This window comes from Streptomyces sp. NPDC002680 (assembly GCF_042889145.1).
In the GTDB taxonomy this organism is placed as follows: Bacteria; Actinomycetota; Actinomycetes; order Streptomycetales; family Streptomycetaceae; genus Streptomyces; species Streptomyces adonidis.
Genome location: NZ_JBIAQP010000026.1, coordinates 38,174 through 59,144 on the forward strand (window position 1 = coordinate 38,174; position 20,971 = coordinate 59,144).

Here is a 20,971-nt window from a genome sequence, read left to right on the forward strand (position 1 = left end):
GGCGGTGCCAGGAGGAGTGCCGGGCGAATGCCGTCCCGGCCGGAACTCCCTTTGACGTACGGGAGTTCGGCCGGGCGGCACGATGATGTCCTGTCCTGTTCGGCTCCGCCTGGTTGGTCAGCGGGGCGGTGCTTCGACGCCCGTCATCGCGAGGGCCTCCGGTGGGAGCCGGTCGCCGTGGATGGTGATGGCGGCGACGGCGGTGTTCAGTTCCTGGAGTTCGGCGGGGGTGAACCTGACCTCCTCCGCGCCGATGTTCTCCAGGAGGTGGGACAGGCGGGTGGTGCTGGGTATGGGCACGATCCACGGCTTCTGGGCGAGCAGCCAGGCGAGGTCGATCTGGGCGGGTGTGGCGCCTTTGCGTACGGCCCACTCCTGGAGCAGCTGGACCAGGGGCATGTTGGCGGCCAGGTTGTCCTGGCTGTTGCGGGGGAACACGGGCCGGCGGTCGTCCGCCGTGAACCGGAAGTACGGGCTCATCGCGCCGGTCGTGAAGCCCATGCCCAGCGGTGCCCAGCACACGAAACCGATGCCGAGTTCCTCGCAGAGCGGCAGGACGTCCTGTTCCGGGCCGCGCCACAGGGTGGAGTACTCGTTCTGGATCGCGGTGAGCGGCAGGATCGCGTGTGCCCGGCGGACGGTCCCCAGGCCCGGCTCGGACAGGCCCCAGTGCAGGACCTTGCCCTGGGCGACGAGGTCCTTCACCGTGTCCGCCACGTCCTCGATCGGGACGGTGGGGTCGACCCGGTGCTGGTAGAGCAGGTCGATGTGATCCGTCCGCAGCCGCTTCAGCATGCCGTCGACGGCTCGACGGATGTGCTCCGGACGGCTGTTGAGGCCGTTGCGGGCGCCGGTGTCCGGGTTGATGTCCCAGCCGAACTTGGACGCGATCACCACGTCGTCGCGCACGGGCCGAAGGGCCTCGCCGACGATCCGCTCCGACTCCCACGGCCCGTACGCCTCGGCCGTGTCGAAGAACGTCACCCCCTGGTCGACCGCCGTCCGGATGAGGGTGACCATGTCCTTGCGGCTGGTGACGGGGCCGTAGAGGTTGCCCGGCATGGTCTGGGTGCCGAGGCCGATGCTGGAGACCTTCAGGGAGCCGAGCCTGCGGCGACCGGTCTGCGTGACGGACGCGGTGACGGGGTTACGGCGGCCTGCCGGGCCCCTGGCCCCTGTGGCGGACGGTGCCGCGGATGCCTGGGAGGCTGCCCCCGACACGGCCACCAGTGAGGTCGCTGCGAGTGCGGCAGCGCTGAGGAAGCCGCGACGGCCGCGGTCTGTGGGGGTGCCGTTCGGTGTGCTGTCCTGTTGATGCATGCGTTATGTACCTCGTGGTCGTCTGTTGAGTGTCCGCCTGGGTGGGTGACCGTCGGCGGCTGAGAATCGAAGCCCTGAGTGGACGCGCGCCCGAGACGAATACCTGGGCATTCGGCCGACTGCGTTCCGTGCACGTCCGTGACTCCGGGCGGTGCCCGTGCTCGTCCGGCGACGGGCGTCCCGACGGTTCGGTAGGCGCCGGGCGGTGAGGCCGAGTCAATCAGCGGGCCCGTCCGGGTGGGAGGGCGCGCTCCGCCGGGTAACGGCAGTACCCCCCAATTCCTCAACCCCGTTCTTGACTTGCCGCCTTTCCGGATGAACTCCGTTACGGGCGTGGAGAGTTCGCCACGCCACTGGATAGTCGGCCGGAGCCTCATGCCTGCCTCGACGCGAGTTCGACGACGGTGATGTCGGACGGATGTTTTGACTTCACGCGCGAGCCTTTCTAGATTTTTTCATCGACATTTCTCCCTGTTGGTGCATTGCGGTGGTGTTGCCAGTGGTGTATGCGTCACCGGCAAAATCTGTGCAGGACTCGGCGATGCCTTGGCGAAGGTGAGCGGATCCGTTCGATGGTCCATGGCTCCGCTGGAGCGCCCGGAGGCTCGGAGTGCAGGCCCAGTAGCCCTTCCGCCGGATGCTGGTTCACACCGGAAGTGGCGTCGGCCAGGTCGCCAATTCGCGTCAGCGCGTCGACGGCGTCTCAACGCCAGCCGGCTCTTCCGAAGGAAGCCGAGCCGAAAATGGGGGAGTAAGCACCCCATGGCGCAGAGAGCGTCGGATCGGCTTTCACATCCGGTTCAACAGCGGAATACCTGAAGTGACGCCAGTGGGTGCGTGGCTGAGGATCTCGACGCAAAATGCGACACCGCGATGCCGCCTGGGGGCAGAGCGGCGAATTCGTACTCCCGGACCCCGCCCACGGAGGGCGCTGCGGCCTGGCGGTGGCGGTCACGTCCCGCCGGCCAGGAGACAGGGTCCACGATCTGCGCGGTGCGGCCACAAGTGGCGGATTCGTCGGCGCGGTCCGGGACGTCCACGCCTGTGGACCATGCCACGGGCGCCGGGTCGGGGCGGGAAGAGCGCCCGGCCATGCTGGGCACCGTCATGCCGATGAACTGTAGAGCTACCAGGAGGGCGGCCAAGGCGAGCACGAACCTGGGTTTCCAGTCTCGCGGCACGTGCCTCCTTCCGGCCGTTCTCGTTCATTCGACTTGGGTGAGGCGGAGCGGGAAAGCCCTGCCCCTGCCGTGCGTGACGGGCGATGCGCCCATCACGGAGAGCACGCTGACCGTGGTCACGCGCGATCTTCACACTGGCCACTCCACCTTGCTCGAAGGTCTCCTCATGTGACAGGCCGTGTCGTGCCAGGGAGCGCTGATCAGGGCAGTGACAGGGCCCCCAATGTTTCCCCCGAACAGGACGCTTGTCTGCTATGGGTGGGCCCTCGATGGGTGACGATTTCGGAATCGGCCGCGCACGACGTTGGCAAAGTGCTGGGAGAAACTGAATGTGGGCGCGCAGGCTTCACCGTTTCGCATCGCTGGTACGCGTCACCCTTGAGGGGGTGTGTGGAGACAGGGAGTGGTACACCCTCCCAGTCGCACAACTTCCTGTTCAGAATGATTTCTGTCAGCCGAGGCCACGTTTGTGTCCGCGAGAAAGAGAGAAGAGCTCATGTCGCTGCAAGATCTAGAGGCCAAGTCCGAGCTGAAGCAGTTGGTGGACACGTTCGCCAACCTGGGCGACGAGAGGCGCATCAAGGACCAGATGGCGTTGTTCGTTCCTGACACCAAGGTCCAGGTGTACATGGGCGAAGAGCTGGTGTTCGACATCTCCGGTGTGGAAGAGCTGGAGAAGACGTTCAGTGGCTTTATCGCGAACGTGAAGAGCCTGTTCCACATGAACGGTCAGCAGGTTGTCGACGTCGACGGCGACTCCGCGACGGGAATCGCCTACTGTCAGGTGAAGCTTGTCGCCGAGGAGGACGGCAAGGAATTCATCACCGACAGCAGCGTTCGGTACACGGATGAATACGTTCTGCGGGACGGTCGATGGCTGTTCAAGACTCGCATCTCGCACTTCACGATCAACGACAAGCGGCCGTTCGGGAACTGACCGTACGGCACTGGCAGTTGTGTCGGAACCGACTGTTTCCACTCTCCAAAAGGGATCGGGAAATTCAGGGATCCCCTTTGACCGCGTCTGATACAGCCCAATAGATCAGCACGCGGCGACTGCAGGGTGTCCACCGGGGGCGCCCTGCAGTGGGTCAGGAGGACTGTTTGTCCGCCACCGCCGCAGACGCGAGGCTCGGCTGGAGGCGGCGGGCGGCGTCGAGGTGGTCGGCGGTCCAGATGATGCGTACGGCGGTGTCGGTGGCCTGCCCGTCGGCGTCGCTCAGATCGCGACGGAGGGATTCGATCAACTCCGCCTCGGCCGCTGGATTGCGCGGCAGCGGATCCCGGACGGGGCTGGCCTGGCCGAGGCCTGCGGCCAGGTCCTGGTACCAGCCGGCGACGCGGCCGACGGCGCCCAGGAGGACGAGGCGGGCACCGGCCCGGTCCGGCTCGGGCTGCGGTTCGCCGGCACGTTGCCACAGTCCCAGCACCGCGTCCGCTGCGAGGCGCAGTCCTACGATGCCGGTGACGAGGGTGGTCATGTCGGCCAGGGGTACCGGTTTCGGGCCGCGTTCGGCCAGGTAGCTGCGGAAGGCGTCGTCGAGTCGGCGTGCGGCGGCTGCGGCTTCGAGGCGTTCTTGCAGCGCGGCCTCGGCGGAGGCAGGCTCGGTGCTGCAACGGCCGACGGCGTACTCCACCGCACTTGCCAGGTACCGGGCACTGTCCCGGTAGGCCTCCGCGAGGGCCCGGTCGACCGCCGCCGTCGCGCCGCGCGGCCAGAAGAAGAGCCCCACCAGCACGCTCACCGCGCAGCCGATGGCGATGTCCTGGATCCGCAGGAGCACGATGTGCCAGTCGGGATCCTGACCGATGTTGAACATGATGACGAGGGTGATGGTGAAGGACGCCTGACCTGCGGCGAAGGAGATCGCGGCGGGGGCAATGCCTGCAAGGAGAACGGCGAGGGGCAGCAGGAACCAGAGCACGGTTCCGTGGTGGCCGATGAGCTGGAGCAGTACGGTTCCGATGATCGACCCCGCGACGGTGCTGGCCAGGGCGCGCACCGCGTTCTGTCCGGTGTTGAGGGCGTTGGAGCGCAGCACCGACAGGGTGCCGAGCAGCACCCAGAAGGAGTGCTGGACGCCCGTCACGTTCGCCAGGGTGACCGCGATTCCGAGGCCGACGGCTCCGCGCAGGCTGTTGTGCAGCCACACGGACTGCGGCGTGAGGTGCGCGGAGGCCCGCTCACGTGCCGCGACCAGCGGTGCGGTCACGGCACCGGGCTCGCCGCCGAGCAGTCGTTCGAACCAGCCCCGGCGTTCGGCGGCTGCGGCCAGGTCGACGTTGTCGGCGATCTGGAGGGTCGCGAACCCCAGTTCCTGCGCGCGGAACGACAGGTCCAGGGCGCCGATGACGGGGTGCACCTGAGACGGTGTGGCGACTCCGCGATGGTTCACGGGCAGCCGGGCGGTGGCGTTGCGTTCCATGTCGGCCATGGCCGTACGCAGCTTTGCCGAAGCGGGGTGCAGATCGTCCGGGGTGCTGTCCGGGGCATCGAGCAAGGTGGCCACTTCGTCGAGCACGGCCGCGGCGGCTCGCCGTACGGACCTGGCGTCGGCGTCGCATGCCGGGTGGCCGTCGGAGGCAGGGGCGCTGTCGGCCAGGATGCCGCTGAGCCAGGTCAGTTCGTCGACGAGCCGGACGAGTGCGCGTGAGCTGGTGGACAGGCCGGTGGGCCGGTAGGGGGTGGCGTCGAAGACGGTACGCAGGTCTGCTGCTGCGGTGGCGGCCTCGTCGGCCGTCGTACGGCACTGTCCGTGGCTCGGTGCGCTCGGACCGCCTGCCAAGTGGGATGCGTCGGTACGGAGTTGTTCGGCGGCGGCGCGGCAGACGCGGGCGGCGGGTGCGCTGAGCGGGTCGGCGGCGGGGCGGGGCCACAGCAGCGTGATGGCGAGCATGGAGGCGATGGCGGCCAGGCCCGCTCCCGCAAGCCGGTCGGGGAGGTCGGAGAAGGGGACGGGTGAGGTCACCGGCAGGACGAAGGCCAGCAGCAGGGCGGTGGACGCGCCCGCGAGGACGGAGCTGACCACGCCGGAGAACAGCACCAGGAAGCCGATGACGACGGTGACGATGACCGCGAGCCAGGTCTCGTCGGCGACGGCGGTGCCCAGGCAGATGAAGGCGGCCCAGGCCACGGCGAGGCCGAGGTGCGCCCGCAGCCGTTGGACCATCGGCCCGGTGAAGTCCACGAGCAGCAACATGGAGAACGACCCGAACGCGGCGAAGGTGGCCATCGTCGGCGAGCCGATGACCTGGCTGCACAGGGCGAACAGGGCGGGCATCACGATGGCCGTCCGCCCGGCGCGCCGGGTGGCCGCCAGTTCGGGATCATGGTCCCGCAGCCATGTGATGGCCCGCCCGGGCCGGAGTCGGCTGAGTTTCTCCATACGACCGGTACCTCCTGTCGACCTCACGTCCGGCACACCGAGCGGGACGTCCTTACCGGAGGACGTCCCGCCCACGCGGTTCCCCGTTCGTGGCTGACCCGTAGGGGCCAGCCATGAACGCACGGGCCGCGCCTGTCACACGTGGCGGACCACGGAGTTCGTGATCCGTCCGGATCAGAGGTGCTTGGCGTAGAAGTCCGTCAGCTTCGCGACCACCTGCGGTACGAATTCCGGCTTGTCGTAGAGGTCGATGTGCGTTGCGCCGTCGATGACGAACACCTCCTTGGGCTCCTTGGCCCGGGCGACGGCCTCCTCGCTGAAGTAACGGGTGTCCGCCTTGGAGCCGGCGATCATCAGGAGCGGCCTCGGAGAGATCGACTCGACGTGGGCGAACGCGTCGAACGCCATCTGCTTGTCCAGGCTGGTGAAGACGTACTCGCCGGGCGCGTTCGGGTGCTGGCCGCGGGGGGTGCAATAGTAGTCGTAACCCTCGCGGTACAGCTCAGGTGTGTCCTCGGTGATGTCCTCGGCGGACTTGGGCACGAAGTTGATCATGCGGAGCGGTTCGCCCGCGGCCTCCTTCGTGCGCTGCTCGCCGATCTCCTTGAGCCGCTGGACGCGGAACTCCTCGGAGAACAGTCCGCGCGGCACGCCCTCCCGGCGGGCCGAGCCGACGTCGAAGGCGCTGACGGTACCGACGGCCTTGATCCGAGCCTCGGTCTGCGCCGCGTTGACGGTGTAGCCGCCGCCGGCGCAGACGCCCAGGGCGCCGATGCGGTCCGGGTCCACCTGGGGGTGGTTGCTGAGGAAGTCGACGGCGCAGCGGATGTCCTCGACACGGTCGCCGGGAACCTCGTACAGGCGCGGCTCACCGCCGCTCTCGCCGTAGTGGGAGGCGTCGTAGGCCAGTGCGATGAACCCCTGCTCGGCGAGCTTCTCGGCGTACAGGCCGGAGGCCTGCTCCTTCACACCGCCGAACGGGTGAGTGGCGACGATGGCGGCGTACCTCTTGCCTTCGTCGAAGCCGGCGGGCAGGAAGAGGTTTCCCACCACCGAGTGGGTGCCGTGCGGGAAGCTGACCTTCTGCTTGGTCACGCCGTCGTTCTGAGTCGTGGAGGTCATCGGGTCAGGCCCTTCTTGGCGAGGAAGTCGGAGATCTGGTCGGCGATCCGGACGTTGTTGAGGTCGGAGAAGAGGAAGTGGGAGTTGCCGGTGATACCGATCTCCGGGAGGTGGACGAGGGTCGCGTCGCCGCCGTGACGGTTGAGGGCGTCGACGAAGAGCCGGGCCATCGCGAGCCGGACGCGCCAGTTGTCCCGGCCGGCGATGTCGGTCGGCTCGGTCGGGATGTTGTCGCCGTAGTAGACGACGATCGGGATCTTCGTCAGCCGCCGGAACTCCTTCAGCGGTACGGACTCGCCCGCGAGGGTGCCGGCGGAGCTGGGCATCGGGTCCGGTACCTCGCCCTCCGGGAAGACGAAGCCGCTCCCGGGTTCGAGCGCGACGACCGCCTTGATGTTGCGGTTCCTCATTGTCGCGTCCCAGCCGAACCCGCCGGCGTGCGAGTGGGTGACGAGGATGCCCTCGCCGATCTCGTCGAAGAGCGCCGAGACCCCGTTCGCCAGGACCTCGCCGTCGATCGGGCCGGTGTCGGGGAGCATCGACCGGAAGAACTGCTCGCGTGCCTCCGCTCCCGTCGGGAACTGGCCGCCGGGGTAGGTGTCGGGCCACAGACCGAACCGGAACTGGTTGTAGAACCACTGGTCGGAGGTCGAGGCGTCGGTGGCGGTGCTCACCGTGGTCTGCCCGGCGCTGCCCCGGCGGGGCTGGTCCAGGGTGTACACGGCGAACCGGCGGCGCAGGAAGATCGTCTGGAAGCCCTCGCGCCCGTCCGGCGTGGTTCCCCAGCCGGCGCCGGACTGCTTGTAGCCGTGCCACAGCACCAGCGGCAGCCTGCGGGCACGCACCGGCTTCTGGAAGAAGACACGGGCGTGGTCGCCGTGCAGCGTCTGGCCGGCCGGGTTGGTCGGGTTGCGGGGGTCGAAGGTCCCGGGACTGGTGATCACGGTCCCGCCAACCGAGAAGCTGCCCTGCTCCTGAATCGTCAGCGGCGCGAAACCGCGTCCGCCGTGTCCGTCCTGTCCGTCGGAGGCTGCTGTCATGTCGTTGGTTCCGCCCTTGCCGGAGGCCTGCGCGCTGGAGGCGAATCCGACCGCCGGTACTGCGGCGGCTGCGGTGAGCCCCATGACGATGTCTCTACGCTTCACTGCTGCTGTTTCCTTCGTACTCGTACTCGGCTTCGCTCACGTGCTCGCTCCACTCGACGTCGGGCACGGCGGGATCTCCCGTGCTCTCCGACAGGGCGAGATGCGTCATGAAGTGGTCGGGGGCGGCACCGTGCCAGTGCCACTCGCCCGGAGGTGTGTGGACGGTGTCGCCGGGACGCATCACCAGGACGTCACCGCCGCGGGACTGGACCAGGCCGATGCCCTCGGTGACGTGCAAGGTCTGTCCGAGGGTGTGCCGGTGCCAGGCGGTGCGGGCGCGGGGCGAGAACCGCACCAGGGCCGCACGCAGCCGTGAGGGCTCCTGGGCCTCCGTGATGGCGTCCACCCATACGTCGCCGGTGAACCGTTCCGGAGGGGCCTTGGCAGAGGGCGTCTTCTCCAGCAACCTCATGAGACCTCGCCTCCGCTACTTCGTCTCGTCGTCGACGATGGCCTTGAGCTGGGTGAGCGCGCCCATGCCGCTGGGCCATCCGGCGTAGAAGGCCAGGTGGGTGAGGGCCTCGACGAGTTCGTCCTTGGTCAGGCCGTTCTCCAGTGCCAGGCGCAGATGGCTGTTCAGCTGATCGGGGCGGTACGTCGCCGCCAGCACGGAGACGGTGATCAGGCTGCGGTCCCGCGGGGACAGGCCGTCGCGCTTCCACACGTCGCCGAACAGCACGTCATCCGTCAGCTGGACCATCTTCGGTGCGAGGTCGCCGAGCAACTGCTGGGCCCGTGAGGGTTCCTGTGCCATGCGGGTGCCGCCTTTCTTCGTGCTTTCCTCGTCGTTCCGTCTCGGGCTCAGGCGTCTCCAGTGCCTCCGTACGGGGGAGGTGTGGCCTGGGCGGAGAGGCGATCTTCGTTTCGTGTCCAGCTTGGTTGCCGGGGATGGTGTGTGGCAGACCGCGTTGTGCCGGGGAGCGGTGTTCAGGGGTGTGACAGGGCCCCTCACCTGCTACCAGGTGGTTGCCACGGAGCGAAGCGCGGTCCAGGTGTCGCCGTCCCGGGCGTAGTCCATGGTGAATTGCAGGGGCCAGTCGGCGTGTGTGCCGTAGACCGTCGCCTCGGTGACGATGCGGCCGACGAGGCGGGCCGTGTCGCCGTCCGCGTCCACGTCGACGGTGACGTTCTTCTCGGTCACGTCGTGATAGATGAACTGCCCGGCTCGCATCTGGGACAGCCACTCGGCCTTGGGCTGCAGATATCCGGTGATGTGGGTGAGGGTGAATCCGTCGTCGAGCAGATTGCCCAAGGCCTCGGTGTCGCCTTCGGCCATCGCCCGCAGATGGGCGCGGTAGGCCGCGATGATCTCTTCGCGATCACTCTCGTCGGGTGTTGCGGGCATGTTGGCTCCTGGCCTGGTGTGGGGGTTATTCGGCCGGCGGGCGTCGGGACAGTCGTACTTCCTCGATGTCGAGATGGCGTTGGACGTGGCGCAGCACGGTGTCGTCGATCTCGTCGTCGTCGCGCAGGCGCACCAACGTGGTGCGTTTGTGGGCGAGGAGGGCCAGGCGCAGGGCGGTGTAGTGCCGGTGGTGGCGCAGGGCGGCTTCGTTGTAGGTGGCGGTCTCGGCGCCGCCCGCGCGGACCACGAGCAGGTGGGTCTCGTACTCCTGGCGCATGCGTTCGGTGACCGCCGGGTCCGTGTCGAGGTCGGCGGCGAGGGAGGGGAGGGCCTTGAGGGCTTGCTCGGTGGCGGTCGTCTCGGCGAGGAGGCGTTCCTCCTCCACCGAGGTGTCCTTGGGCAGCCGGGCCCAGCGCACCACGGCCGGCAGCAGCAGACCCTGCAGGACCAGGGTGGTGACGATGACTCCGGAGGTGACGAAGACGATCGTGTCGCGGTCGGGGAAGGGCGCGCCGGAGTCGAGGGCCGTCGGCACCGACAGGGCCACGGCCAGGGAGACCGCGCCGCGGAAGCCGGCGATCGAAGTGACCACGCGGGCGCGGTAGTTCATCCGGCGCAGGCGCTGCTGCGGACGGCGGTCCAGCAGACGGAGCAGGTACGGGACGGTGAAGTTGAAGGCGAAGCGCGCGGCCACGACCACGGCGGAGACGGCCGCGACGGCGATGAGGGCGTTGGTGAGGTCGTCGCCCTGCAGTTCGCGTACGGCGGCCTGGGCCTGGAGGCCGACGAGGACGAACAGGCAACCGTTGAGCACGAAGGTGGCCAGCGCCCAGGCCTCCTCCGCCTGGCGGCGCATCTCGGCCCCGGCCATGCGCGGTCCGGCCTGGCTCATGATCAGCCCGGCGGCGACGGCCGCGAGGACCCCGGAAGCGTGGATCAGCTCGGCGAGGAGGTAGGCGGTGAAGGGGATGAGGATCATGACCACGTTGCCCAGGAGCGGGTTGCCGAAGACCCGTTGTGCCCTGATCACCAGCCATGCGGTCAACGCACCGGCCGCGGCCCCGCCGACGTAGGAGAGGGCGAACAGCGCGGTGACGTGCGGGAGGGTGAAGTGCTCCTCGCCGACCGTGATGCCGACGGCGAGCCCGAAGACCACCAGCGCGGTGCCGTCGTTGATGAGGCTCTCGGCGCGCAGCAGGGTGACGTTGCGGCGGGGGAGTGCCTTGGCGAGGACGCCGACGGCGGTCGCGTCGGTGGGGGCGACGGCCGCGCCGAGCACCCATGCCGGTCCCCAGGGCAGGCCCAGTTGGTGTGCCACGGCGGCCACGGCTCCGGCGGTGCCGATGACCAGCACGGTGCTCATCAGGATGATGCCGCGCAGATCCTGCCGGATCCCGCGCAGGGAGGTGGTCAGGCTCTCCCAGTACAGGAGCACCGGCAGGAAGATGAGCAGCACCGCCTCCGGCGGCAGCTCCACCTCGCGCAGCGCGGGCACGAAGCCGAGCAGCGCGCCGAGGACGAGGAGCACGACCGGCGGGGCGATGCGGTAGCGGTCACCGGCGGCGTTGCCCAGGAGCACCGCCAGGCCGAGGACGACGACGAGTTCGAGACCGATCATGGCATGGCTCCCGGCAGGGCCAGGAGCGGGACGAACGACCGCGCGACATCGTGAGGGCCGAGATCACGGGGCTCGACGGTGGTCGGGACGAGGGGCTCGCTGGGTGACGTGGCGGTGTGGGTGTTCAGGGTGAACATCGTTCTTCTCCTGCGGCGGTCAGCGCGGCAGGAGCCGCATGGTCGTCGAGCCCGCGGTAGTGCTCGTGATGCGCTGGATGGTGTCGGCGGAGTAGTGGCCGTACTTGGATCGGTACGCGGCGTCGACCGCGTCGTTGATCTCGCCGTCCACGTCCTCGAACACAACGTCCCTCTCGACTCCGCCCGCCTCGACGCGCCCCTCGGGCCGGGCTCTGGTGCCGCGGAACCATGCTGAAGTGGGGCCGTTCACGGAGCGGACGTAGGTGTCGTCGTCCACGCGGACGACCCAGATGGTGCGCGGGCCGCCCAGCTCGCCGTCGCGGCGCCGGGACGCGACTTCCAGTTCCTCGGCCGAGCCGACCCGGTCGAGTTCGTCGTCGGTCCAGGGAGCAGTGGTGGCCATCCGCTCATCTCCTCGGTTCTCGTGCGGCTGTTCTGCGGGGCGGGCAAGGGACACGGAGGAGGCCGACTCCCGTGGGTGCAAGAGGATCTTCAACGAGCATCAAGCCTGGTCACTGTTCCCGCACCACGGCAGACCGTGCCATGCCGCAAGTCGGCCTTCCAGGGTGTGACAGGGCCCCCCACGCCGCCGTCGGCGCTGACCCGACGATGTCGGCCGACGAGGAACCGGCCATGGCCGAATCAGTAGACCGGTCGAGGCACCCGGCGGACGCGGCCGGGCGAGTACGGACGTCTTTGTCGTAGCACTCCACAGCCGTCGACCAGGGTGCGGGAAGGGCCTCGTACGGCTGGCACAGGCGGTTACGGATACGTTCCGAACTCTTGACGACTGTCGTTATGACTGCGTAGACATGACCGCGCAGTCAGACAAGCGGTGTCTGACAGATTTGGGCTCGATCGTGTGGCTGTCAGGAGACGCGTCACGCTGCACGCCATCGAGAATCCGCAGGCAGAGGCTCTGTCGGCGAGCGGCCTACCGGTCGGCCTCGTCGTCTGTGCCTCGACCCGGCACCCGCCGCCCCGGACGTTCCTGGGGCGTCGACGGCACAGCGCTTCCCCGTCCGAGCGGAGAGGCGTCCAGCACCCCGCTCCCGAAGGGAGATCCGTCCACCCGCCACTGACCAGTGCCGATCAGTCCGGGCCGCAGAGCCTCAATCCGGCACGTGTTTCACAGGGCTGGCCTCCGTACCGGCCATAGTTCAGCCCTGTCCCCCCGACCGCGTCCCCGCTGCTGCGGACGACCCCGTCACACGACGACGCGCGCATTCCCCTTCACCCAGTGGCTCCCGATCCGTATGGCCGCAACGCACCGCGGCCCGTCTCGCACCCACCCGCGTGCCGTACACCGGTCGCAGCCTGCGCAGTCGTCCTTCCCGAACCGTCGGTTCCGACGTCCAGATCGTCGCGCCCACGCCTGCCTTCTCCGTCGTCATCTTCTTTCCGCACGCCCTCCCCTCTTTCCGCTCCCTTTCGTCCTGGCCGGAGTCCACCATGCCCAGAATCCCCGTCTCCTCCTCTGCCCTCAGCCGCCGCCTCCTGCTCACCGCGGCCGGTGCCGCCTCGCTCGGCGCGGCCCTGTCCGCCTGTGGCGGGGGCGGGTCCGACGGCGGCTCGACCTCGTCGAAGCCGGTCAGCCAGGCAGACATCGACAAGGCGATGACGACCCCGACCGAGCTGACGTTCTGGACGTGGGTCCCGGAGATCGCCGCCGAGATCGCCCTCTTCGAGAAGAAGTACCCGGCGATCAAGGTCAAGGCCGTCAACGCCGGTCAGGGCACCCCGGAGTACACCAAGCTGCGCACCGCCCTCAAGGCCGGCAGCGGCGCCCCCGACCTGGTGCAGATCGAGTTCCAGGCCATCCCGACCTTCACGATCACCGACAGCCTGCTGGACCTGCGCCCGTACGGCGCCTCCGCCCTCAAGTCCCAGTTCGTCGACTGGACCTGGAGCCAGGTCAGCGGCAGCGACGGCGAGGTGTGGGCGATCCCGCAGGACACCGGCCCGATGGGCATGCTGTACCGGCAGGACATCTTCGACAAGCACGGCATCGAAGTCCCCAAGACCTGGGACGAGTTCGCCGAGGCCGCGCGCAAGCTGCACAAGGCCGACCCGGACGTGTACCTCACCAACCTCGCCGCGAACCAAGTGGCCGCCTGGCACGGCCTGTTGTGGCAGGCGGGCGCCAAGCCGTACGTCACCTCCGGCAAGAGCGACATCACCATCAGCGTCGACGACGCGGTCTCCAAGAAGCTCGGCGCGTTCTGGGGCGCGCTCGCCCAGGAGGGCGTCATCGGCGTGGAGCCGGACTTCACGGACTCCTGGTACGCCGCGCTCAACAAGGGCAAGTACGCCACCTGGATCGTCGGCGCCTGGGGCCCGGCCTTCCTCTCCGGTTCGGCCAAGGACACCGCGGGCAAGTGGCGGGCGGCCCCGCTGCCGCAGTGGGACGCCGCCAAGCCGAGCGCCGGGAACTGGGGCGGCTCGACGACCGCCGTGATCCGCTCCACCAAGAACCCCATCGCGGCAGCCGAGTTCGCCAAGTTCCTCAACAGCGACCCCGAGAGCGCGAAGCTGTTCGCGACGAAGCAGTTCTTCTTCCCCGCCACCAAGGCGCTGCTCGCGGACGCGAGTTTCAGCGGCGCCACCCCCGCCTTCTACGGCGGCCAGAAGGTCAACGAGGTCTTCGCCGGCATCAGCGCCCAGGTCGACCCCTCCTTCCAGTGGCCGCCCTTCCTCGACCAGGTGGCCACCGACTGGACGGAGACCGTCGGCCTGTCTCTGGCCCGGAAGACCGACACGGTCGCCGCGCTGGCGGGCTGGCAATCGCGACTCACCACCTTCGCCAAGAAGCAGGGCTTCACGGTCAAGGGGAGCTGAGGTGACTGCCACCACGGTCTCCGCCGAAGGGAAGCGCAGTGCGGCAGCGCACAGCTGCCCGGCCGCACGCGGCGTCAACCAGTAGGCCACGCAGCGCCCGTACCACCACCCCCGTCCTTCCCCGGAGGTTCATTCATGGCGGCTCTGCCTGCCCGCGTCCTGTTCGGCGCCGCGTACTACCACGAGTACCAGCCTTACGAACGCCCCGACGAACGCCTCAGGACAGACCTCGATCTGATGGCCGACGCCCATGTCACGGTCATCCGGGTCGGCGAGTCCGTCTGGTCCACCTGGGAGCCCGAGAACGGGCGCTTCGATCTCGACTGGCTCCAGCCCGTGCTGGACGGCGCCCACGAACGCGGCATCTCCGTCATCCTCGGCACCCCGACCTACGCGGTGCCGCCGTGGCTGGCCCGCCAGTACCCGGAGATCGCGGGCGAACGGCGTACCGGCGAGCGCATCGGCTGGGGCGCCCGGCAGGAGGTCGACTTCACCCACCCCGCCTTCCGGTTCCACGCCGAGCGAATCATCCGCAAGGTCGTCGGCCGGTACGCCGGTCACCCGGCGGTCATCGGCTTCCAGGTCGACAACGAACCGGGCCTGGAGCTCTTCCACAACCACGGTGTCTTCCAGCGCTTCACCGACCACCTGCGTGCCAGGTACGGCGACGTCGAGACCCTCAACCGCGAGTGGGGCCTGGTCTACTGGTCGCACCGCCTGTCCACCTGGGCCGACCTCTGGACCCCGGACGGCAACGCCCAGCCGCAGTACGACGTCGCCTGGCGGGAGTTCCAGGCCCGGCAGGTCACCGAGTTCATCGGCTGGCAGGCCGACATCGTGCGGGAGTACGCCGGTCTCGAGCACTTCGTCACCACCTGCCTCTCCTACAAGCGCCCGGGGGTGGAGGACGACGAGCTGACCGAGCGGCTCGACATCGCCACAGGCAACGCGTACTACGGCATGCAGGACGATCTGCTGCTGCCCGACGCCACGCCCGACGACCACCAGCAGGTCTGGAAGACCACCGGCGTCTGGGCCCTGTGCCAGAACGCCGACTGGATGTTCTCCTCCAGCCAGGAGCCCTTCCTGGTCACCGAGACCAACGCCGGCTCCATCGGTCTGCCGTGGGACAACCGCCCGGCCTACGACGGCCAGTGGCGCCAGGCCGCCTGGGCACTGGTCTCTCGCGGTGCCCGCATGATCGAGTACTGGCACTGGCACACGCTGCACTTCGGCGCGGAGACCTACTGGGGCGGCATCCTGCCCCACACCGGACAGCCCGGCCGCACCTATGCCGAACTGGCCACACTGGGCGCCGAGTTCGACACCGCGGGCCCGCTCGTCGCCGGACTCGAACCGGACGCCGACATCACGATGGTGTACTCGGCGCCGAGCAAGTGGCTCATGCAGAAGTACCCACCGCTGGCCAAGCCGGACGGTGCGCCCGACCCGGCCGCCTACAACCGCATCTTCGACCCCTTCTACCGCGGCGCCTTCGACGCCGGCCGCCAGGTCCGCATCGTCCACGCCCGCCAGTTGCACGACCCGCGCGGTGAACGGGAAGGTCTGACACCGCAGGAGGCCGTCCGCCGTCACCCCGTCCTCGTCGTCCCCGCGCTGTACATCGCCGCCGACTCGACGCTCGACTGGTTCGCGGCCTACGCGGAAGCGGGCGGCCACCTGGTCCTCGGCCCGCGCACCGGCTACGCCGACCACGAGGCGCGAGCGCGTCATGAGCCGGCCCCCGGGCGGCTGGTCGAGGCCGCCGGTGTCCAGTACGACGAGTTCAGCAACCTCGTACGAGAGATACCGGTGCTGCCCGCGCCCGGGGGGCCGCTCGACCTGCCCGAGGGAGCGACAGCGACACGCTGGGCGGACGGCCTGACCGTCAATGACGCCGACGTACTCGTCACCTACGACCACCCCCACTTCGGGCGCTGGCCTGCGGTCACCACCCGCCGCCACGGCGCCGGCCGTGTCACCACCGTCGGCACCGTCCCCGGCCGCGACCTCGCACGGTCGCTGGCCGCCTGGATGACACCGGACTCCCGCAACGAGTGGCGGGACCTCCCGGAATCCGTCACCGCCACGACCGGCACGTCCCCCGACGGCCGCCGCGTCCACATCGTCCACAACTGGAGCTGGGAGCCGACCGGCATCCCTGCTCCGGTGGATCTATCCGACGCCCTGACCGGCACGTCCCTCCCTGAGGGCACGGCGCTGGACCTCGGCGCCTGGGACGTCCGCGTGTTCGTCTCCTGATCCGACCGTTCACCGGCACCACAGTGACCATCCCTGAGGAGGGGCTATGCAGAGAAGAAGAGCAGGCAGAGCACTGGGAACCTTCGTCGTGGCATCAGCGATGCTGGCGATACCCATGGCGAGCGCGCAGGCGTACAACCCGACGGGCGGGATCCTCTACCAGCTCGGCAGCGACCCGTGCCTCAAGGGGCGGGGCAACTGCGCGATCTACCCGAAGTCGGCGCAACTGCCGAGCGGGCGCATGGTCGCCTCGTTCGAGAAGTCCACCGTCGTGACCGCGACGGGCAGTGCCGACAGACAGACGCTCCCGGTGTACAAGAGCGACGACGACGGAACGTCGTGGCAGTCGCTGTCCGAGGTCAAGGCGCCCGCGTACATCTCCAGCGACCCGCAGTACGCGAAGTACACGAGCAACTGGACGAACCCGTACCTCTACGCGCTTCCCCAGGACGTCGGGAATCTGAAGCAGGGCACGCTGCTCCTCGCGAGTGTCGTGTCGGGCGACGACTACTACTACAAGGAGCACAAGGCCGCCGACCCGAACTGGACGCCCTCCAACGACGGTGACCGCAAGGACCTGGCGATCGCCCTGTACTCCAGCACCGACGACGGCGCGACCTGGAAGATCCTCAACGTCGTCGCGACCGGTGGCTGGCAGGGCGGCAGCGCGGGTGCGCTCGGCCAGAACATCGCCGCCGCGAACACGAACAGGCAGGTGGACCCCGTCTGGGAGCCGTACCTGATGGTCCACAAGGGTCAGCTCGTCTGCTACTACTCCGACGAGAACGACTACACCGGCTTCAACGCGACCACCGGCGTCCCGACCCTGGACCCCGCCAACGACACCGCCACGGACTCCCAGGGGCAGATCCTCGCCCACAAGACCTGGGACGGTCGCAGTGCGCAGTGGAGTGCCCCCGTCGTCGACGTCGCGGGACTGACCCAGAACATGGGTGGCGGCAAGACGGAGATCGGCGGCGGGCGGCCGGGCATGGCGAACGTCGTGCGGACGACGGACGGCAAGTGGATGCTCCCGTTCGAGTACTGGGGCGGTGGAGCCAACACCAGGTACGTGATCGCCGACAACCCGCTGGAGTTCTACAAGGGCTCCGCCACCGGCACGGACGTCGCCTCTCTGCCGGTCGACACCGGCTCCCGTCCCCTCACGAGGAACGGCAGCCCGGTCGTCATTAAGCTTCCTGGTGGGCGGCTGGTCTACAACGCGGCCGGCAGCGGCAGCGTCTGGGTCAACGAGAGCGGGCGCAGCGACGGCCGCTGGAAGGAGTACCAGACCACCTCAGCGGCCGGTTATAGCCGCAATCTGCAGTACGTGGAGGGCACCGGCCGTGTGGCGATCCTCAACAACCAGGGCACCTCGACACTGGCCTTCGCCGAAGTCGACCTGGGCCGGTCGGCCGGCGCCTACTACCAGTTGGTCAACCGGAAGACCGACCAGGTGATCGGCACGGGCAACCACACGAACGACGCGAACCTCGGCAACGGTGATGTACCCGACGTGGCACTGGAGGCGCCGGGGTCGGCGGCGAGCCCGGACACCCAGTACTGGCACGTGGTGACCGAACCGAACGGCGGCACGACCCTGCTGAACAAGTCCGGCGGCCGCGCGGCAGCGATCTGGACCGGCAACGCGACGGTCGGCCAGCGGATCGGCCAGTGGGTCGACAACAGCGCCACGGGCAGCTGGAACCTCGTGAAGACCAGCGACGGGTTCTACAAGCTGCAGTCGGTCAGGAACACGAGCCTGTACCTGACCGGTGCGTCCGCCGGAGCGCCGCTGACCTTGCAGAACGCGGCCACGGACGGCTCGCAGGACTGGGAACTCGTCGAGTAGGTTCCCCGCCGTCCCTGTCGGCGGCACCCCGTACGGGGGCTCTTGGGCGCGGCTCCTCGTACGGGGTGGTCTCAGGCGGCCGTGGTCGTGGCCGTGGCTGTGGGTCAGACCAGCGTCGAGGTGTCGATGACGAAGCGGTAGCGCACGTCGGAGGCCATGACCCGCTCGTACGCCTCGTTGATTTTGTCGGCCGGGATGACCTCGATCTCGGAGCCGATGCCGTGCTCGGCGCAGAAGTCGAGCATCTCCTGGGTCTCGCGGATGCCGCCGATCAGTGAACCGGCGAACGACCGGCCGCGCAGGATCAGCGAGAACACCTGGACCGACAGCGGCTCGGCGGGGGCGCCGACGTTGACCAGGGCGCCGCTCACGGCCAGCAGGCCAAGGTAGGCGTCGAGGTCGAGCTTCGCGCTGACCGTGTTGACGATCAGGTCGAAGGTGCCGGTGAGCTGTTCGAAGGTGGCCGGGTCGCTGGTGGCGAAGTAGTGGTCGGCGCCCAGGCGCAGGCCGTCGTTCATCTTCTTCAGTGACTGGGACAGGACGGTGACCTCGATGGAGGACGACGAGCACGAACACCTGCGCGGCCTGGCCGCCCGTGCCGCGCGCGGTACGCCCGAGGCTCCCCCGGAGGGGGGATCCCCGGCCGCGCCCAGCCGTACCGTCCGGCCCGGGGTGAAGCTGCTCCTGGAGAGTCTGCGCCCCCAGCCCGCGCACGTCGTCAGCCGCACCAACGACCTGCTCGCCGCCAACCCCGGCGGCCTGCGCCTCCTCCCCGGCATCCAGGACTGGCCCGCCAAGGACCGCAACATCGCCCAGTACCTCTTCCTCCACCCCGCCTCGCGTGACCTGTTCCACGACTGGAACACCCACCTCCGCGGTTGCGCACCCTGGCCGGCACCGACCCGGACGCCCCCGACCTCACCCGGCTCGCCGGTGAACTCCTCCTCAAGAGCCCAGAGTTCGCCCGCCTGTGGGAGCGCTACGACGTCAAGGGCCACTCCTACGGCCGTAAGACCTTCCACCACCCCGAGGTCGGCACCCTCACCCTCGGCTATCAGTCCATGGAGCTGGAAGGCACCCCCGGCCACCGCATGGTGACCTACTACGCCGAACCCGGCACCTCCGATCACGACGCGATGCTCCTGCTCGACCTGCTCGGGCAGGAGAAGCCCACGACGCGGACGCCGGCACGCGACGACCGATCGGCGGCCGTCAAGGACGATTCCGCCTCCCCTCTGGCCTGACCGTCTTGCGGCCTTCGGCCGAACGCGAGCGGTTCTGTTGCCGCAGGCTTCCCCTGCGGACAATCTGAAGACCGGCCCTCACGGGCATCACCGGCCTCAAAGCGAGCTCCACGACCACGCCGCCCGCCCCACGCTCCGAGGACACGCAGTTGGAAAGCGAGCAGCACGGACCGCCACCGAGCGGCCCGCCGACCGACGCGCGGAAGGCGCCGGCGAGCAGCCGGGTGACCACCTTCGAGCTGTTCTTCGACCTGGTGTACGTCTTCACGCTCACGCAGATCACCCAGTACATGGCCCACCACCACACCGGCACGGGCGTGCTCCACGGAGTGCTGCTGCTGGCGCTGGTCTGGTTCTCCTGGTCCGCGTACGCCTGGCTGGGCAACCAGGCCCGGGCCGACCGCGGCGTCGTACGCGCGGGCATGGCACTCGCGATGGCCGGGGTGTTCGTCCTCGCGTTGACCGTCCCGGAGGCGTGGGACGACCTGCCCGGCGGTCTGAGCGGTCCGCTGGTCCTGGCCTGCGCCTACCTGTTCGTACGTGTCGTACACCTGGTCCTCTACGGCGTGCTGGCGCGTGGCGACCGCGGGCTGCTACGGCAGGTTGCCGTCTCCTGGCCGCCGGTGCTGGCGGGCTGCGGGCTCCTGATCGTCGGCGCCGCGGTCGGTGGCCGGTGGCAGACGGCGCTGTTCGCGGCGGCGATCGCGGTGGACTGGGGCGGCGTGTACGCCACCTCCCGGCGGGGCAGCTGGCGCATCCACAGCGCCCGCTACTTCGCCGAGCGGCACGAGCTGTTCGTCATCATCGCGATCGGCGAATCCCTGCTGGCCATGGGCGCCGGGGCCACGGACCACCCGGTCGGCGCGGGGCTGCTCACCGCAGCCGTCCTGGGCGTGGCCGCCGCGACGGGCCTGTGGTGGCTGTACTTCGACCTCGCGACCCTGATCGGCGAGCATCAACTGGACAAGGCGCAAGGCCAGGCCCGCCTCCGCCTGGCGGTCAACGCCTACGGGTATGCCCACTTCCCCATCATGGCCGGTGTCGTCCTGACCGCCCTCGGCGTCGAGGGCGTCGTCGCCCACGCCGACGACGGCAAGGCGCTGGGCGGCTTCTACGCGTGGGCCCTGTGCGGCGGAGCCGCCCTCTACGTGCTCGGGCTGCTGCTGTTCGGCCGGATCATGCTGAACGTATGGGGCGGCTTCCGTCTGACAGCCCTGTGCCTGCTGCTCGCGGGCATCCCGGCGGGGGCCGTACTCCCGCCGGTGGCCGCGCTGGCGGGCGTAGTCGTCATCCTGGCAGCGGTGGCTGCGGCGGAGACCCGCTGGTACGCGGAGCTGCGCCGCCATGTGGGTCGGTGAGCCAGTCGTCCTTCGTCGGCGCGGGCTCACTACGTAATGCAGACAGGTGTCCAAGCGGGCTGGATGCAGCGGGGCACCATGGTGATCCGGGGGCAGGAAGTACACGGCAGGCGAAGTGGTGTGCCGCTACCGGGCAGGCAGCCGTGCATCGCTCGCAGGGTTC

Annotated in this window: 15 protein-coding genes and 2 pseudogenes; 6 read left to right on the forward strand and 11 right to left on the reverse strand. The window is 69.1% G+C overall.

All coding sequences use genetic code 11. The features are described from left to right. Positions 1-117 precede the first annotated feature (117 nt). The gene (locus ACFYXF_RS46450; RefSeq protein ID WP_389359404.1) at positions 118-1,320 is read right to left on the reverse strand and encodes an aldo/keto reductase; all 1,203 of its coding nucleotides are present in this window, start codon (positions 1,318-1,320) and stop codon (positions 118-120) included. A gap of 1,677 nt (positions 1,321-2,997) precedes the next feature. Here ACFYXF_RS46450 and ACFYXF_RS46455 point away from each other — a divergent pair. Then, positions 2,998-3,438 carry a nuclear transport factor 2 family protein gene (locus tag ACFYXF_RS46455; RefSeq protein ID WP_389359406.1) on the forward strand — a complete coding sequence of 147 codons (441 nt, stop codon included), beginning with the start codon at positions 2,998-3,000 and terminating at the stop codon, positions 3,436-3,438. 154 nt (positions 3,439-3,592) lie between these two features. On the opposite strand, the gene ACFYXF_RS46460 is transcribed toward ACFYXF_RS46455, so the two are convergent. The 9 genes from ACFYXF_RS46460 to ACFYXF_RS46500 all read right to left on the reverse strand — a co-directional run bounded on the left by ACFYXF_RS46460 (position 3,593) and on the right by ACFYXF_RS46500 (position 11,657). Further along, positions 3,593-5,887, reverse strand: a complete 2,295-nt coding sequence (locus ACFYXF_RS46460) for an FUSC family protein (RefSeq protein ID WP_389359408.1) — start codon at positions 5,885-5,887, stop codon at positions 3,593-3,595. Positions 5,888-6,061: 174 nt separating this feature from the next. Further along, on the reverse strand, positions 6,062-7,009 hold the full coding sequence (locus tag ACFYXF_RS46465) for an alpha/beta hydrolase (RefSeq protein WP_389359410.1): 948 nt from the start codon (positions 7,007-7,009) through the stop codon (positions 6,062-6,064). Beyond that, positions 7,006-8,154, reverse strand: coding sequence for an alpha/beta fold hydrolase (locus ACFYXF_RS46470; RefSeq protein WP_389359412.1), 1,149 nt, complete (start codon positions 8,152-8,154; stop codon positions 7,006-7,008). The genes ACFYXF_RS46465 and ACFYXF_RS46470 overlap by 4 nt, the downstream gene beginning before the upstream one ends. Next, positions 8,144-8,566 (reverse strand): cupin domain-containing protein, encoded by a 423-nt coding sequence (locus tag ACFYXF_RS46475; RefSeq protein ID WP_389359414.1) that lies wholly within the window; start codon positions 8,564-8,566, stop codon positions 8,144-8,146. The genes ACFYXF_RS46470 and ACFYXF_RS46475 overlap by 11 nt, the downstream gene beginning before the upstream one ends. Positions 8,567-8,581: 15 nt before the next feature. Continuing rightward, positions 8,582-8,908 (reverse strand): carboxymuconolactone decarboxylase family protein, encoded by a 327-nt coding sequence (locus ACFYXF_RS46480; protein ID WP_389359416.1) that lies wholly within the window; start codon positions 8,906-8,908, stop codon positions 8,582-8,584. Positions 8,909-9,109: 201 nt separating this feature from the next. Then, on the reverse strand, positions 9,110-9,499 hold the full coding sequence (locus tag ACFYXF_RS46485; protein WP_389359418.1) for a nuclear transport factor 2 family protein: 390 nt from the start codon (positions 9,497-9,499) through the stop codon (positions 9,110-9,112). Between the two features lie 25 nt (positions 9,500-9,524). Further along, the gene (locus tag ACFYXF_RS46490; RefSeq protein WP_389359420.1) at positions 9,525-11,117 is read right to left on the reverse strand and encodes a Na+/H+ antiporter; all 1,593 of its coding nucleotides are present in this window, start codon (positions 11,115-11,117) and stop codon (positions 9,525-9,527) included. Then, complete coding sequence (locus ACFYXF_RS46495; RefSeq protein ID WP_389359422.1) at positions 11,114-11,254, reverse strand: hypothetical protein; 141 nt, start codon at positions 11,252-11,254, stop codon at positions 11,114-11,116. The genes ACFYXF_RS46490 and ACFYXF_RS46495 overlap by 4 nt, the downstream gene beginning before the upstream one ends. A 19-nt stretch (positions 11,255-11,273) precedes the next feature. Beyond that, the gene (locus tag ACFYXF_RS46500) at positions 11,274-11,657 is read right to left on the reverse strand and encodes a DUF2255 family protein (protein ID WP_389359424.1); all 384 of its coding nucleotides are present in this window, start codon (positions 11,655-11,657) and stop codon (positions 11,274-11,276) included. A 1,049-nt stretch (positions 11,658-12,706) separates the two neighbouring features. On the opposite strand from ACFYXF_RS46500, the gene ACFYXF_RS46505 reads away from it, so the two are divergent. The 3 genes from ACFYXF_RS46505 (at position 12,707) to ACFYXF_RS46515 (ending at position 18,206) form a co-directional block, all read left to right on the forward strand. Then, positions 12,707-14,092: an ABC transporter substrate-binding protein gene (locus ACFYXF_RS46505; protein WP_389359426.1), complete on the forward strand. Its 1,386-nt coding sequence runs from the start codon at positions 12,707-12,709 to the stop codon at positions 14,090-14,092. A gap of 135 nt (positions 14,093-14,227) precedes the next feature. Continuing rightward, on the forward strand, positions 14,228-16,354 hold the full coding sequence (locus ACFYXF_RS46510; protein WP_389359428.1) for a beta-galactosidase: 2,127 nt from the start codon (positions 14,228-14,230) through the stop codon (positions 16,352-16,354). A 46-nt stretch (positions 16,355-16,400) separates the two neighbouring features. Continuing rightward, the gene (locus ACFYXF_RS46515; protein ID WP_389359430.1) at positions 16,401-18,206 is read left to right on the forward strand and encodes an RICIN domain-containing protein; all 1,806 of its coding nucleotides are present in this window, start codon (positions 16,401-16,403) and stop codon (positions 18,204-18,206) included. 104 nt (positions 18,207-18,310) lie between these two features. Here ACFYXF_RS46515 and ACFYXF_RS46520 read toward each other — a convergent pair. Next, positions 18,311-18,757: pseudogene (locus tag ACFYXF_RS46520) on the reverse strand (zinc-binding dehydrogenase); the annotation flags it as partial. A gap of 1 nt (position 18,758) precedes the next feature. On the opposite strand from ACFYXF_RS46520, the pseudogene ACFYXF_RS46525 reads away from it, so the two are divergent. Then, positions 18,759-19,450 (forward strand): annotated as a pseudogene (locus ACFYXF_RS46525) (transcriptional regulator); the annotation flags it as partial. 149 nt (positions 19,451-19,599) lie between these two features. After that, positions 19,600-20,808 carry a low temperature requirement protein A gene (locus ACFYXF_RS46530; RefSeq protein WP_389359432.1) on the forward strand — a complete coding sequence of 403 codons (1,209 nt, stop codon included), beginning with the start codon at positions 19,600-19,602 and terminating at the stop codon, positions 20,806-20,808. The last annotated feature ends 163 nt before the right edge of the window (positions 20,809-20,971 follow it).